This is a genomic window from Sandaracinus amylolyticus, assembly GCF_000737325.1.
Classification (GTDB): Bacteria; Myxococcota_A; Polyangia; order Polyangiales; family Sandaracinaceae; genus Sandaracinus; species Sandaracinus amylolyticus.
The window spans coordinates 7,090,571-7,105,145 of record NZ_CP011125.1; the positions used below are offsets into that span (position 1 = coordinate 7,090,571).

General features: G+C 72.3%; 16 protein-coding genes. 4 read left to right on the forward strand and 12 right to left on the reverse strand.

Features of this window, described 5'->3' with window-relative positions; genetic code table 11:
* Window positions 1–5: 5 nt before the first annotated feature.
* From DB32_RS30070 to DB32_RS30080, 3 genes are all read right to left on the reverse strand, one after another.
* On the reverse strand, window positions 6–1,247 hold the full coding sequence (locus tag DB32_RS30070) for a radical SAM/SPASM domain-containing protein (RefSeq protein WP_053236092.1): 1,242 nt from the start codon (window positions 1,245–1,247) through the stop codon (window positions 6–8).
* A complete protein-coding gene (locus DB32_RS30075) occupies window positions 1,244–1,456 on the reverse strand; it encodes a hypothetical protein (protein WP_053236093.1) in 213 nt (70 codons plus the stop codon). The genes DB32_RS30070 and DB32_RS30075 overlap by 4 nt, the downstream gene beginning before the upstream one ends.
* Window positions 1,457–1,532: 76 nt before the next feature.
* Window positions 1,533–2,414 carry a TolB-like translocation protein gene (locus tag DB32_RS30080; protein ID WP_053236094.1) on the reverse strand — a complete coding sequence of 294 codons (882 nt, stop codon included), beginning with the start codon at window positions 2,412–2,414 and terminating at the stop codon, window positions 1,533–1,535.
* A 138-nt stretch (window positions 2,415–2,552) separates the two neighbouring features.
* Here DB32_RS30080 and DB32_RS30085 point away from each other — a divergent pair, with 138 nt between their 5' ends.
* A complete protein-coding gene (locus DB32_RS30085; protein WP_205627089.1) occupies window positions 2,553–3,224 on the forward strand; it encodes a class I SAM-dependent methyltransferase in 672 nt (223 codons plus the stop codon).
* A gap of 187 nt (window positions 3,225–3,411) precedes the next feature.
* The gene (locus DB32_RS30090) at window positions 3,412–4,680 is read left to right on the forward strand and encodes an NADase-type glycan-binding domain-containing protein (protein ID WP_157069555.1); all 1,269 of its coding nucleotides are present in this window, start codon (window positions 3,412–3,414) and stop codon (window positions 4,678–4,680) included.
* Here DB32_RS30090 and DB32_RS30095 read toward each other — a convergent pair whose 3' ends face one another.
* The 3 genes from DB32_RS30095 to DB32_RS30105 are packed head-to-tail and all read right to left on the reverse strand — an operon-like array spanning window position 4,681 to window position 7,025.
* Entirely contained in the window at window positions 4,681–5,766 is a 1,086-nt protein-coding gene (locus DB32_RS30095; protein ID WP_053236096.1) for a hypothetical protein, read from the reverse strand.
* A gap of 48 nt (window positions 5,767–5,814) precedes the next feature.
* Window positions 5,815–6,390, reverse strand: coding sequence for an HD domain-containing protein (locus DB32_RS30100; RefSeq protein ID WP_053236097.1), 576 nt, complete (start codon window positions 6,388–6,390; stop codon window positions 5,815–5,817).
* Between the two features lie 23 nt (window positions 6,391–6,413).
* Window positions 6,414–7,025, reverse strand: coding sequence for a hypothetical protein (locus DB32_RS30105; protein WP_157069556.1), 612 nt, complete (start codon window positions 7,023–7,025; stop codon window positions 6,414–6,416).
* A gap of 182 nt (window positions 7,026–7,207) precedes the next feature.
* Here DB32_RS30105 and DB32_RS30110 point away from each other — a divergent pair, with 182 nt between their 5' ends.
* A complete protein-coding gene (locus tag DB32_RS30110) occupies window positions 7,208–7,777 on the forward strand; it encodes a TlpA family protein disulfide reductase (RefSeq protein WP_157069557.1) in 570 nt (189 codons plus the stop codon).
* 33 nt (window positions 7,778–7,810) lie between these two features.
* Here DB32_RS30110 and DB32_RS30115 read toward each other — a convergent pair whose 3' ends face one another.
* From DB32_RS30115 to DB32_RS48650, 4 genes are all read right to left on the reverse strand, one after another.
* Window positions 7,811–8,581: a hypothetical protein gene (locus tag DB32_RS30115; RefSeq protein ID WP_053236100.1), complete on the reverse strand. Its 771-nt coding sequence runs from the start codon at window positions 8,579–8,581 to the stop codon at window positions 7,811–7,813.
* 79 nt (window positions 8,582–8,660) lie between these two features.
* Complete coding sequence (locus tag DB32_RS30120; protein WP_053236101.1) at window positions 8,661–9,110, reverse strand: outer membrane protein assembly factor BamB family protein; 450 nt, start codon at window positions 9,108–9,110, stop codon at window positions 8,661–8,663.
* A 36-nt stretch (window positions 9,111–9,146) separates the two neighbouring features.
* Entirely contained in the window at window positions 9,147–10,355 is a 1,209-nt protein-coding gene (locus DB32_RS30125; protein WP_053236102.1) for an FHA domain-containing protein, read from the reverse strand.
* Between the two features lie 50 nt (window positions 10,356–10,405).
* Window positions 10,406–11,356, reverse strand: a complete 951-nt coding sequence (locus DB32_RS48650; protein ID WP_075097664.1) for an AEC family transporter — start codon at window positions 11,354–11,356, stop codon at window positions 10,406–10,408.
* Between the two features lie 123 nt (window positions 11,357–11,479).
* Between DB32_RS48650 and DB32_RS30130 the strand changes: the two genes are divergently transcribed.
* Window positions 11,480–12,631 carry a two-component system sensor histidine kinase NtrB gene (locus DB32_RS30130; protein WP_169791607.1) on the forward strand — a complete coding sequence of 384 codons (1,152 nt, stop codon included), beginning with the start codon at window positions 11,480–11,482 and terminating at the stop codon, window positions 12,629–12,631.
* On the opposite strand, the gene DB32_RS30135 is transcribed toward DB32_RS30130, so the two are convergent.
* Both DB32_RS30135 and DB32_RS30140 read right to left on the reverse strand, forming a co-directional pair.
* Entirely contained in the window at window positions 12,632–12,910 is a 279-nt protein-coding gene (locus DB32_RS30135; protein WP_053236104.1) for an Rdx family protein, read from the reverse strand.
* A gap of 97 nt (window positions 12,911–13,007) precedes the next feature.
* A complete protein-coding gene (locus tag DB32_RS30140; RefSeq protein WP_157069560.1) occupies window positions 13,008–14,570 on the reverse strand; it encodes an alanine/glycine:cation symporter family protein in 1,563 nt (520 codons plus the stop codon).
* Between the last annotated feature and the right edge of the window lie 5 nt (window positions 14,571–14,575).

Consider the following 14,575-nt stretch of genomic DNA (forward strand, 5'->3'; position numbering starts at 1 on the left):
CGTGCTCAGAGCACGCGCAGGCGCTTCGAGGGACGCTCGACGCGCGCGACGCCTTCGCCCTCGACCCACGGCTCGACGACGATCTCCCAGCGCCCGTGATCGAACGGCGCGCCCGGCGCCGCCTCCACGCGCACCAAGCGCTCTCGCTCGCCTCGCGCGCGCATCTCGAGCGCGCGGTGGTGGCAGTACGGGTTGTTGCCCGGGCGCCCGAAGAACGTGTGCGCGGTCCAGGTGCAGCCACCGCCGCACACGCTCGCGTAGTAGCAGCGCGCGCACTCGCCCCAGAGCGCGCCCGGGAGCTCGCGATCTCGCACGTACCGCAGCTCGCGCGTCTGCTCCCAGATCTCGCGAAGGCTCGCCTCGCGCGCCGTGCCGCCGACCCAGTCGGCGCTCGGGAGCGACGGGCATCCCTTGATCGATCCGTCGGACTCGATGCCCATCGCGTGTTTGCCCGCGATGCACCCGCCCCACGCGACGTCGTCGGTGATGCCGCGCCCGCGCAGCGTCGCTTCGTGGGGCCCGAAGTAGCCGATGTTGTTCCCCGGGAAGAAGAGCACGCCGTGGCGCGCGCCGCGCTCGGCGAGCGCCGCGAGCTTCGGGTACACCTCGAGCAGCTCGTGCGGCTGGAGCAACCAGTCGGGCCGATCGGCCGCGCGCCCCATCGGCACCGTCATCGCGAGCTGCCACCCGGTCGCGCGCTCTTCGACCAGCAGATCGAGGATCGCGTCGAGCTCGGGGTACGAGAGGCGGTTCACCTGCGTGTTCGCCTGCAGCGTGACCCCGGCGTCACGCAGGTTGCGCATCGCGACGCGCGCCGACTCGAACGCGCCGTCGAGCCCGCGCTGCACGTCGTGCGTGGCGCCGATCCCGTCGATCGAGATCGACACCGACGCGACGCCCGCCTCGCGCGCGGCGCGCGCTCGCGTCGCATCGAGGCCGCGCCCGCCGGAGACCATCGCGCAGCGCATCCCCGCGTCGGCGATCGCGCGCGCGACGATCGTCCAGTCGTCGCGCAGATAGGCCTCACCTCCGATGAGCACGACCTCGCGCGCGCCCATCGACGCGAGCTGTCGCACCACGTCGAGCGCCTCGTCGGTCGAGAGCTCGTCCTCGCGCGCCTTGCCTGCGCGTGAGCCGCAGTGGCGGCACGCGAGATCGCAGCGCAGCGTCAGCTCCCAGACGACGTAGCGCAGCCCGGTCTCGCCGATCGGCGTGACGCGGGGATCACGGATCGAGCCGTGCGTCACGGGCTCGGATCGCCGGCGTCGTCGGTCGCGCCGTCCTGCGCCGCGTCCGGCCGCCCGGGATCGGGCGCGCCGTACACGCAGCCGAGCGTGGTCGCGGTGACGGCGACTCCCGCCGCGACGGCAACCGCAGCGGCGACGACCGCGCCGGTGCGTGGGGCCCTTCCTTCGATGTCGTTCCCACAGAACGGGCAGCGCGCGTCGTCACCCACGACGTGCCGTCGACAAGCTCCACAGAGGCGTAGCGTCATGCCGCGAGCACATCCGAGCGCGTCGGCGCTGTCAACCTCAACGCGGTGCGCAGCGCGTCGCGAGCCAGATGTCGGCGTCGTCGCCGCCGTCCTCGTCGGCCGCGTGGTTGAAGTAGAGCGTCGCGCCGTCGGGCGAGAACGACGGCTTCGAGTCGTCGCTCGTCGAGTTGAGCGCGGTCAGGTTCAACGGCTCGCCGAAGGGCGCGTGGACGCTCGGACGCCGCGCGATCCAGAGGTCGAGCCCTCCCGCGCCACCGGGGCGATCCGACGCGAACACGAGCTCCAGCCCGTCGGGCGAGATCGTCATCGAGCTCTCCGCGTAGGTCGTGTTCAGCTCGTCGATGCGCTCGAGGGGCTCGAACGGCTCGTCGAGCGCGGGCCTCGTGGCGATCCAGAGGTTCGAGCTCTCGCCACCACCGCGCCAGCTCGCGACGAACGCGGTGAGCCCATCGCGCGAGAGCTCGACGTCGGTCTCGCTGCCGTTCGCGCTCAGATCACCGAGCGAGTCGGGCGCGACGAACGTCGTGCCTCCACCGGGCGTCGCGCTCCACACGTCGAACTCGCTCGTGACGTGCGGCGAGTGCGCGAGGAAGTAGAGCGTTCCATCGGGCCCGAGCGCGGGCGCGGACTGGAAGTCCGCGTCGTTCACGCCCGCGACGAGCTCGGCCGCGCCGAACGCCGAGCGCACGTCCGATCGTCGCGCGACCCAGAGATCCGAGCTGCCCGCGCCGCCTGCGCGCCACGACGCGAAGTAGAGCGCGAGCCCGTCGTTCGTCACGAAGGGTGCCCAGTCGTCGGTGCCGACGACGTTGACCCCCGGCACTGGACCCACGAGCGCGAGCTCGGCCGTGCAGCGCTCGTCTTCCTGCGGCTCGTACCCGAGCTTGCCGCAGCCGACTGCGAGCACGACGGCGGTCACGATGGCGCAGCGGGATACGCGAAACGACGGCGCTCGGACCATCCGAGCGCGATACTACTCGACCCCGCGCGCGGCGCTCGCGCGATGTCCGAGGCCGGCATGAAGGCGGCCGGCGATCAGTCCTGGTATGACGCGCGCGTGACCCTGCCCCCGCTGCGCACGTCCATCGGCGAGATCCCGCTCCACGAGTACCGCCTGACGCTCGGTGATCGCACCTGGTCGTTCCTCCACACCGGCGCGGTCGTCACGCTCGAGGACGAGCAGCGCTTCCTCGAGCGGGAGCGAGATCGGCTGCCCTACGGCGTGATGCTGTGGCCGGCGTCGATCGCGCTCGCGCACGACGTGCTCACGCGCGCGGGCGAGCTGCGCGGCAAGCGCGTGCTCGAGCTCGGCGCGGGCACGGGCGTGCCGGGGATCGTCGCGGCGTCGCTCGGAGCGCGGGTGCTGCAGACGGATCGCAACGACGTCGCGCTGCACGTCTGCGGGATGAACGCGGAGCGCAACCGCGTGTCGGGCATCGAGGTGCGCAGCGCGGACTGGGAGACGTTCACGAGCGACGAGCCGTTCGACGTGATCCTCGGCAGCGACGTGCTCTACGCGACGACGATGCACGATCGACTGCGCGCGATCTGCGAGGCGCACCTCGCGCCCGGCGGCGTCGTGCTGTTCTCCGATCCGTTCCGCGCGCAGAGCCTGCCGGTGCTGGAGGCGATGGACGCGGAGGGGTGGCGCGCGGGGCTCGCGAAGTGGTCGATCGCGGTCGAGAGCGGGACGCGAACGATCGCGGTGTACGAGCTGTCGCGTCGTTAGTCCGTGGACGATGCGGTCATCGCGACGATGCGGGGCGCGCCGGTGGGCTGGAACGTGAAGAGGAACGTGCCCCACCACTCGGCACCGGCGCGAAAGTCGGAGGGACCTTGGTCATCCGACGCTCGATATGCGCCGCGAGAGAGAACGCCGCACGCGCGCCGTACACTGCGCGCAGAGGGGGTCGACGATGCTGCGGCGCGCAGGGTGGCTGGGAGTGTTCGCGGTGCTCGTCGTCGCGAGCACCGCATCGGCGCAGACGGCCTCCGTCGATCTCCTCCGTGCGGTCGGCACCGAGCTCGCCGTGTCGTCGGCGTATCGCGATCAACGCGCGCAGGTGGAGCGTCTGGTCGACGGCGACCCGACCACGGCGTGGAATTCGCGCACCGGAGACCTCGTCGGCGCGTGGATCGAAGCCCGCGTTCCTGCCGACGCCGAGGTCACGGGCATCGCGCTCGTGCCCGGGTTCGCGCGTCCGGGCGGCGCGACGGATCTGTTCACGGGCAACCATCGCGTCGCGCGCATCCGCGTGCTGCGCGAGGGCATCGAGGTCGGCAGCTTCGCGGTCGCGAACGCGAGCCCGCAGCTCGTCACGATCCCGGTGCGCGGCGCGGGCGGCGTGTGGCGCATCGAGATCGTCGAGCTCACGCCCGGCACGCGCGCGGACTGGCGCGAGACCTGTGTCTCGGAGCTGCAGATCCTCGGGCGCGCACCGTCGATGGCGCCGGGCACGCGCATGCCGCGTGTCGCGATCGGCACCCTGCCCGCGGCCGCTGCGCCGCCGGTGGTCGATCCCGTCGCGCTCGAGCGCTCGCAGCGGCGCGACGTCGCGTGGATGGTGAGCGCGTGGCGCGAGCTGCAGTCGTCGTACTTCTCGTTCGCCCAGGACACCGGAGAGCCTCAGCCCGACCCCGAGACGATCCGCGAGACCGAGCGCCAGCGCGCCGCGATCCTGCGGCGGATCACCGAGCTCGTGGAGCCGGTGGACCCGGCGCGCGCCGACGCGATCCGCATCGCGGGCGGGCATCGGCTCGAGGGCGTCGCGTGGCGCTGGGAGCCGACGGTGCTCGCCGATCTCGACGCGCTCGGTGCCGCGCTCGACGTGGTGGCGGCGCGGATCGGCACCGACGAAGCGCGCTGCCGGAGCGCGCGTGCGCAAGCGGAGATCCGGCTCGTGCGGGTCGCGGGCCTCGCGCGGCTCGCGAGCTACTTCGACGAGATCGATCAATCCATGGAAGAGAGCGTGGGGCGCGACGCGATCCGGAGGAGCCGCAGCCTCGAGGCCGACGCCGAGGCGCTGGAGCCGCTCGCCGAGGAGTGGGCACGCAACTCGCGCGGCGTGGCGACGCGCTTGTCGCGACGCAGCGCTCCCACCACCGAGCGCGCAGCAGCGGACTGGACCGCGCTGCTCGCGCAGCTCGCGATCGCGCGCACGGCGTGCGGCTGGCCGAGCCAGTAGTCAGAAGCCGGGCGGCAGATCGAGGCAGCGATCGACGTCGCCGACGATCGCGCACCAGCTGAACCCCGCGATCGCGGCGTCGAGCGCGCGCTGGCAGAACGTCCCGTCGTCGCCGGGCGCGTTGCAGCTCGTGACGTCGAGGTTGCCCTCGCCGATGCACTCGCCGCACAGCGCGAGATCGCCCGACTCGGCCATGCAGCCGCACAGCGGGACGACGTCGCAGTCGCAGTGATCGAAGACGCCCGAGCAGCCGTTCGGATCGGGATCGTCGTCGCCGGGATCGAGCGGCGGACAGAGATCGTAGCTGCCGCTGCCGTTGTCGCGCCCGTCGCTGTAGCAGCACTGCTGACCGTCGCCGCATCGGTAGCAGCGACCGAAGTGCTCGAACGCGCCGTCGTCGGACTCGTAGTACGTGCAGTCGTCGCTCGCGGCGATCTCGCTCTCGAGGAACGGGCACGCGTAGCCCGGCACGTCGCGGTTGCACGGCAGGCCGCAGTCGGTGCCGAGGCTCGAGCACGCGTCGTGGCAGGTGCGGTCGCAGTCGCAGCCGCGCTCGACCCCCGCGATCGAGTCGGCGAGGCAGAGCTCGTCGCAGCCCGCGTCGTCGAGCGCGGGCTCGAGCTGCACGATGGCGATGTCGAACCGGCCCGCACGCGGGAGCTCGACGGTCGCGGTGCAGAGGCCCGCGTCCTCGTGGCTCGTGAACGTCAGCGCGTGCGAGGTGCTCGACGGAGACTCGCCGAACGTGACGCCGCTCGACGCGGTGACGCGCAGGCTCGACGCATCGTCGCTCGTCACGTCGACGCGCCAGATCGAGGTCGCTGGGCACGCGAAGTGGAAGTGCCAGCGGCCCGCGTCCCACGCGGGATCGCTCGCGCAGCGCGAGGTGTCGTCGCACGGCGCGAGCCGCGGGGTTCCGTCGAGATCACGCAGCGGCTCGGGCGCATCGGGCGGCGCGCCCGCATCGGGCGCGGACGCAGCGTCGAGATCGGCGCGACCGCCGTCGGGCTGCGCGGCGGGTGGGTCGGGCTCGCAGGCGAGGATCAGACACGCGACGGAGAGAAGGAGGTACTGCGACGACTTCACGACGTCCGAGCTTCGTTGCTTTCGCTCGGCGCGCGCAACCGGAGAACGTCAGCGCGCGCCGAACCAGCCGCGCGCGTTCGCGTCGTCGAGCCGCGCCTCGAGGTACGCCCAGAGCGCCGGGCATCCCGCGTGGATCGGCGGACCGACGCGCCGCACGACCTGCTCGTGGCTCACGCCGTTCTCGCGCCAGCTCTGGCCGTCGTTCGCGAGGTTGAGGAGCACCGGCATCGCGCGATCGACCGCGTTCGCGAAGCGCGCCTCGGGCGTCTCGCCCTCGTCGAGCTCGATCCACAGCGCGAGGAACGACGAGCGCTGCGGGTCGGGCAGCAGCGAGACGATGCGCTCGACGCACGCGCGCTCCTTCGCCTTCGTGCCCGCGGACTCGGCGAAGAAGAACGTGTCGCCGGCGTCGATCTCGCCGAGGTCGTGCACGAGCAGCATCGCGATCACGCGCGAGAGGTCGACGCCGGGATCGGCGTAGGGCGCGAGCGACGACGCGAGCATCGCGATGTGCCAGCTGTGCTCGGCGGGGTTCTCGTAGCGATCGAGCCCGAGCGGGCGGACCTTGCGGGTGACGCCCTTGAGCTTGTCGATCTCGAGGATGAAGTCGACGACCTGCTGCATGCGCCGAGAGCTACCACGCGCCGTCAGATCCACACGATCTGATAGGCGACGCTGGTGGCGGTGCGCAGCGCGGTGATCTCCGCGACGTGGACCTTGCGCGTGACGAGCTCGAGGCTCGCCTGGAACGCGCCCGCCCATCCGTGGCGCAGGTAGTCGTAGCGGAGCACCGGCATGCCGAGCAGCTCCACGCGCACGTCGCGCTCGCCGACGCGGAACACGGCCGCGGTGCCGCCGAGCACGATGCGATCGAGGATCGACGGCAGCCGCGAGAGGAGCGACACCGGGTCGGCGCCGCCGGTCGTGCGCAGCTGATCGATGATCGTGCGCACGTAGGAGCCGTGGACGCGCGTCGCGGACTGGCGGCCCATCTCGACGATCGCGGTCGGCGCGAGCCCGAGCGTGTCGATCGCGGCGTAGTGCGCCGTGGCGACGTCCATCGCGAGCCACGACGACGCGGTGAGCGCGCGAAGCGCGTCGTGGAGCTCGATGGGGAGCGACGCGAAGTACTCGGGCTCGAGGTGGAACGAGCGGACGAGCTGGAGCGAAGGCGCGACCAGCGCACCGCGGACGTGCGTCGCGAGGGGGATCGCGTCGCGCGACGCCAGGAGCGGCACGATCGCCTCTTCGGTCGACACGATCACGATCGTAGCAGCGGCCGGCTCGCGATCGTCACGCGCGCGTCGCTCGCGGGGACGCGTGGCGATGCGCGACACGATCGCTCGCCGCGTGTCGCGCGGGCCCGGTGCGTACGCGGTGCCCGCACATGCGCGTGCTCGTGCGCGGGCGCCCGCGAGCTCACGCCTGCTACGCTCTTCTCATGCTCACGCGCCCTCTCGTCTCCGGTCTTCTGTCCGGCGTGATGGTGATCGCCGCCGCGAGCCTTCCGCCCCTTGCTTCTCGTGCCCAGGACGCCACGCCTTCGGCGTCCACGCCGTCGCCCGTCGTCGACGCGACGCTCGACTCGATGCGAGGCGGGCGACGCTCGCTGAGCGCCGAGCGCGGTCGTCGCGTCATCGTGCTCTTCTACGAAGATCGCCCGCACGTCGAGCTCAACGACGCGTTCAAGGGCGAGCTGCTGCGCTTCGTCAGCGACAACCACCTCGGCGAGCGCGTCGTCCCGTACGGCGTCGCGAACCTCGGTGACGTCGGCGCGGTGCCGCAGACGCTGGTGCGCTCGATGATCCAGCCGCTCGTCGATCGCTGGGGCATCGACATCCTGCTCGACTGGGAGGGCGTGATGCGGCGGGCGCCGTTCTCGTTCCGCACCAACGCGGCGAACACGGCGATCGTCGATCGCGAGGGGCGCATCGTGTACCGGCACGCCGGGCGGATGGAGGAGGCGCAGCGGCGCGAGTTCTACCGCGCGCTGCGCGGCGCGTTGCGCTGAGCGTTCCGAGGGTCGCGATCGACCCGCACCGCGTCAGCCGGCGCTGCGCAGCAGTCGCGAGAGCGCGCGCAGGCCGGCGACGAGCTCGCGGTCCTCGCTCACCCGCGCGATCGTCCGCTCCAGCTCGGCGAGCACGCGGTCGAGCTTCGCATCGAGCGCCCTCGCCTGTCCGCGCGCGCGCTCGTCGCACTCGCGGATCGCGTCGTGGGTCGTCTCGATGCGCGCGTCGATCGCCTCGAAGCGCTTCACGTGCTCGTCGCGCGCGAGCTCGAGCCCGCGCACCACGTCGACCCAGCGCATCACGTCCTCGCGCGGATAACGCGCGCGCTCGCGCATGCCGGCCAGGCGCTCCGCGACGTGTCGGTACGCGGCCTCGATCGGGCGCAGCACGATCGAGAGCAGATAGAACGCTGCGAACGCGTAGCCCACGCGCCCGCCGGTGACCGCGCTCGCGAGCGCGAGGAGCGCGGCCGCCATCGCGTGCAGCGAGATGCAGAGCGCGAGCAGGCGCGACGCGACGCGCGATGCCGACGCGCGATCGGCGTCGCTCACCGCGATCCCGCGCGCGACGCTCTCCGCCTGCTCGACGACGAGCGCGCGCGCCTGGAAGTAGAGATCCCAGGGCAAGCGCACCAGCGCGAAGAGACCGACCAGCGCGACCGCGCCCATCCCCGCATCGAGCGCGACCGCCGGCGGGATCCACCCGAGCGCAGCGGCGAGCCCGATGCCGCCGAGGATCACGAGCACGAACGCCCACCGCCAGAACGCACGCATGACGAGGCGCGAGAGCGAGCCACGTGCCACGCGAAACCCTTGGAGCTCCGCGGCTGTCGTGCTCGCGCGTGTACATCGGATGTACGCACACGTACATCCCGTGTACACGTCAGCCGTCGCCGCGCTCGTCGCCCTGGCGGATGTTGCCGGGGAAGCCGAGCGCGAAGCCGTCGCTGCCGAACATGCCGTCGCGCTGCACGCCCCACACGCGCTCGCCGTTCATCGTGAAGCACTCGATCGTCGTGCTCGACGCGACGTAGAGGTGATCGCCGTCGACGAGCAAGGTCGGGCGCAGCGACGACGACGCGAGCTTCACCTCGCCGATCTTCGTGCCGGTGCGGTAGTCGAGGCAGAGGATCGCCTGACGGCTCGTGACGTACACGCGGCCGGCGCGGATCTCGAGATCGACGGCGCCGCCGAGCTTCGCGGTCATGCCGAGGATCTTCGTGGTGAGCTCGTGCTTCCACAGGAGCCTGCCGGTCGCGCGCTCGTACCCGCAGATCTCGGCGTTGCCCGCGACGACCAGGATCGAGCGCTCGTCCGCGTTCTCTCGGTGCATGCGCGAGAGGATCGCGCAGCGCGCGCGAGAGCGCGACTACTCCGTCTCGCCGGCGGCGGGCGCGAGCGTCTCGGTCTTGCCGTCGGGGTGGATCGCGACCGCCCACACCTCGCGGCCGTAGGGCCCGCCGGGGACCTCGGCGCTCCAGTCGAGGTTGAGCCACACCGCGCACGTCGCGTCGCTCCGGTAGTGCACGCGCCGCACGCGGGTGCGCGAGCGCTCGCGGCGATAGTGCGCCTGCAGATCGCGCACGACCTGCTCGGGCTCGCCGGGCACGCAGACCTCGGCGTACGCGTGACCGCCGCGATCGCCGTCGCTCATCACGACGCGCGCGTCGCCGCCGATCGCCTCGACCGTCGACGTCAGCAGGATCGCGAAGTCGTCGCAGTCGCCGACCATCTCGTTCGTGATCGTCTCGCTCGCGCGCGCGAAGTACTCGTTGCCGCGCGGGTCGTTCACGTAGCTCCAGCGCGCGCGCACGTCGGACCAGATCGCGGCGACCTGACCGACGTTGAACGGGCCCTGCGACCGCGCCGCGACACGCGCGGCGAAGTTGCGGGTCGTCGCGTCGGTCGGGTCGATCGCGGAGACGACGTTGGCGCGCGGGCCGGCGCGCACCGCGCCCTCCTGCGGGCTGCCCACCGGCGCCTCGTAGGTCTCGTCCTCGCCGCCGCTCGCGACGGCGGCCGCGACGCCGGTCTCCTTGCCGACCTGGCGCACCGCGCCCGCGATGCGCTCGCGACCGAACACCACGACGCCGATCACGACGCCGACGATCGCGGTGAGGAGCGCCGCGTTGAGCACGCGGACGCCGAGGCTCGTCTGCTGCTTCGCCTGGCCGAGCTCGAGGGTCGCGCCGCACGCGCTGCACTGGATCTCGGCGCGGCGGATCGTCCGTGGGAGGAACCCGCGCGTGCCGCAGCGACCGCACTCGTAGAGGCGCCCGGTGAGCGTGGCGGTGATGGTGTCGGTGCGGCCACGACGCAGGAGCGTCGCGAGCGCGGGGTGCGACCAGGGGAGCGCGGCGCCGCCGAGGACGACCTCGTCGCCGGGGCGCACCTTCGCGCGCGAGACGCGCTGTCCCGCGACCCACGTGCCGTTCTGGCTCTCGAGATCCTCCACCAGGACGTGCGCGCCGTCCCAGTGCAAGCGCGCGTGGCGCGACGAGACGGTCGGCTCGTCGAGGCGAACGTCGCAGTCGGCGGCGCGACCGACCACCACGACCGAACCGCGGGCCTCGCTCATCGGAGCGACATGGTGCCACGCCGGAGCCCGATCGTCGCCGTGCAGAACGCTCAGCCGACGAAGGCCAGCGCGAGCGCGGTGAAGAGCGGCAGGGTGAGCGCGGAGGCCAGGGTCGAGGCGACGATCGCGGCGGCGACGCGCTCGCTGCCGATCCCCTGCTCGAACGCCATCGAGAACGTGGTGATCGCGGCCGGCATCGCGGCGAGGAGCAGCAGCACGCGCGCCTCCTCGGCGTCGATCCAGTGGAGCGAGAGCGCGGGGAGCGCCATCGCGAGCGTCACCAGCGGGACCAGCACGATGCGCGCGCCCACGTGCGCCGCGACGCTCGCGTCGGCGCGGAGGCTCGCGCGGTTCGTGAAGAGATAGAGGCCGAGCAGGACCATCGAGACCGGCGCCGCGGTGTCGCCGATCGGATCGAACGTCGCGCGCAGCGGCTCGAGCACCGCGCTCGGCAGCGCGCGCAGCGCGAGCCCGATCAGCGGCGACCAGAGCAGGGGCTGCTTGGCGACGCGCTTCATCGCGGCGCGGCCCTGCCCTTCGCCGCCGCCGCTCCAGCGCGCGAGCAGCAGCGGGCCGAGCGTCATCGCGCACGCGACGTGGATCGCGACCGCGACCGCCGCCGTGCCGAGCACCGCGCGGCCGAGCACCGCGTCGACGTAGGGCAGGCCGAGGTACGCGGTGTTGCCGAACGCGACGACGAGCGCGACGGTGCCGGTCTCGTTCTGCGCAGGCCCGCCGAGAGCGCGGCCGATCGCGCGCACGATCGCGAGCGTCACGACGAGCGAGAGCGGGACGATCGCGAGGAACGCCGGTCGGTGCGCGATCGAGGTGTGCGGATCGGACAGCGAGACCGCGACCAGCGCCGGGAACGCGAGGTGGAGCGCGAAGCGGTTCAGCGCGTCGATCGCGCGCGCCGGATCGTCGAAGATGCGCGCCCGACCTGCGATCGCGCCGAGCGCGACCGGCAGCAGGAGCGACGCGAGCGAGACGGCGAGCGACACCGGCGCGGTGTCTACGTCGTCGTTCCCGCGGGCGCCAGCGCGAGCACGCGAGCAGCGCGCGTACGTGCTTGCGAACGGCGCGCGGACACGGAAGGATGCCCGAGCGTGACGAGTGCATCGCGCTTGCGATTCGCATCGAGCTTCGAGCCGACCGCGCGCCTCCTGCAGGCGGTGCTCGGGGGCGTGCCCGATGCGATCTTCGTGAAGGATCGCGAGCGACGGTACGTGCTGGTGAACGACTCGTTCGTCGCGCTCGCGGGCAGGCCGGCGGAGGAGATCCTCGGCGCGCTCGACGTGCAGATCCTCGACTCCGGGCTCGCCGAGCGGTACGCGGGCAGCGATGCGATCGTGCTCGAGCGCGGCGAGGCGGTGCAGGTCGAGGACGAGCGCTACGTCGACGGCGAAGGTGTGGCCCATTACCTCGCGACGACGAAGGTGCCGCTGCGCGACGAGACGGGCGAGATCGCGTACGTGCTCGGGATCGTGCACGACCTCTCGCGCGCGAAGAGCGCCGAGGAGGCGCTGCGCGTCGCGAACGAGGAGCTCGAGCGTCGCGTGGAGGAGCGCACCGACGCGCTGCGCGGCGCGCAGCAGGCGCTGCTGCGCAAGGAGCGGCTCGCGGTGCTCGGTCAGCTCGCGGGCGGGCTCGCGCACCAGATCCGCAACCCGCTCGCGGCGATCACGAACGCGGCGAGCGTGCTCAAGCGACGGCTCGGCGACGCCGCCGACGCCGACGTGCAGGCCGCGCTCGCGGTGATCCGCGAAGAGGTCTGGGAGGCGAACCGGATCATCACGGATCTGCTCGACTACGCGCGCATCCGTCCGCCCTCGCTCGCGCCGGTCGCGGTCGGTCCGCTCATCGAGTCGGCGCTCGCGCTGGCGCGACCTCAGGACGGGCTGAAGGTGGAGCAGCACATCGACGCGAGCCTGTCCGCGTGGATCGACGAGCGTCAGATGCGCGATGCGCTCGGCAACGTGATCCGCAACGCGGTCGAGGCGATGCCCGACGGCGGGCGCCTGACGATCGAGGCGGCCGCGGAGGGCGAAGAAGTGCTGATCGCGGTCGAGGACACGGGCCCCGGGCTCACGCGCGGATCGCTCACGTACCTCTTCGAGCCGCTGGTCACGAGCAAGCCGCTCGGCCTCGGCCTCGGTCTCGCGACCGCGAAGGCGCTCATCGAGAACCAGAGCGGGACGATCCGCGTGTCGAGCGCGGGCGACGGCAACGGCGCGCGCTTCGAGATCCGCGTGCCGCGCGCGCCCGCCGACGGGTGATCAACGATCGGAGTGGCCGAGGTCGCGATCGGGATCGATGCGATCGCGGATCGCCTGCTTGAGCTCCTTCGGCTCGGGGAAGCGGCCCGCGTCCTTGCGCGAGAAGAGCAGCTCGCCGCTCATCGAGACCTCGAAGACGCCGCCGGTGCCCGGCGCGAGCAGCACGTCGATCTGCGTGGGGAACGTCGTGAGCAGCTCCTGCGCGATCCACGCCGCGCGCGCGAGCCAGCGACACTGCGTGCAGTAGTGGATGCGCACCGTCGGACGCGCGTCGCTCATCGCAGCTTCCTCCGCTCGCGCTCGTAGAGCGTGAAGAGGCCGAGGAAGAGCACGTGCAGCATCACGTCCTGACGCGTGAGGCGCGGGCGCAGCATGCTCATCGTGGCCTCGTCATCGTGCCGGCACGATACCGCGCCCAGTAGTCGTCGAGCGCGCGGGTGACGCGCGGCAGGAGCAGGACGAGCCCGACGACGTTCGGGAACGCCATGCCGAGGATCATGAGATCGGAGAAGTCGAGGACGCTCCCGAGGTGGAGCGTCGCGCCGAGCACCGTGCACGCGAGGAACAGGATCTTGTACGCGAGCGACGCGCGCTCGCGACCGATGCGCGCGCCGAGCAGCCACGTCGCGCAGCGCTCGCCGTAGTAGCTCCACGAGAGCATCGTCGCGTACGCGAAGAGCAGCACCGCGATCGAGAGCACCCACGGGAACCACGGCATCACCGTCGCGAACGCGCGCGACGTGAGCAGCACTCCGTCGCCCGTCGCGCCCGGCTCGCCGAGCACGCCGCTGACGACGACGACGAGCGCGGTGGTGTTGCAGATCACGATCGTGTCGATGAACGGCTCGAGCAGCGCGACGATCCCTTCGCGCACCGGCTCGCCGGTGGTCGCGGCCGAGTGCGCGATCGAGGCCGAGCCGATGCCGGCTTCGTTCGAGAAGCCCGCGCGCTGGAACCCGACGACGAGCACGCCGACGAGCCCGCCGATGCCCGCGCGCGGCGAGAACGCCTCGCGCACGATGGTGACGATCGCGTCGGGCACGCGCGCCGCGTTCACGACGAGCACGGCGATCGCGCCGATCGTGTAGAGCACGCACATCGCGGGCACGAGCGCCTCCGCGACGCGCCCGATGCGCTTGATGCCGCCGAGGATCACGACGCCGACGAGCGCCGCGAGCGCGAGCCCGAAGAGCCAGCCGCGCCCCGCGAAGAGCGGCACGGTCGACGCGACCTGCGCGAACGCCTGGTTCGCCTGGAACATGTTGCCGCCGCCGAGGCTGCCGCCGATGCAGAGCATTGCGAACGTGATCGCGAGCGCCTTGCCGAGGCGCGGCATCGCGCGCTCGCGCAGACCGGCCTCGAGGTAGTGCATCGGCCCGCCGGAGACGCGTCCCTGCGCGTCGATCTCGCGGTAGAGCATGCCGAGCGTGCACTCGACCAGCTTCGACGTCATGCCGAGGAAGCCCGCGACGGTCATCCACACCATCGCGCCCGGACCGCCGAGCGACATCGCGATCGCCACGCCCGCGATGTTGCCGAGGCCGATCGTCCCCGAGAGCGCCGAGGCGAGCGCTTGGAAGTGCGTGACCTCGCCCTTCTCGTGCGGCACGTCCCAGTGCCCCGCGGTGACCGCGAGCGCGTGACGGAACGCGCGCACGTTCACGAAGCGAAGGCGCAGCGTGAAGAAGAGCGCGCTGCACGCGAGCCAGAGCACGACGAGCGGCACGCGGGTCGTGTCGTCCCAGAAGACGGCGTCGAAGAAGATGAACGCGGAGAGCGGATCGACGACCCACGCGCGGAAGCCCGCGTCGAGCGCGTCGCTGAGCGTCGACGGCGCGGGTGTCGGCGCGATCGTCTGCGCGCCCGCCAGCGCGACGACGAGCGCGAGCGCGATCACGACGAGCGTCGTCACGACGATCGCGGAGCGGAGGCGTTGCACGCGCG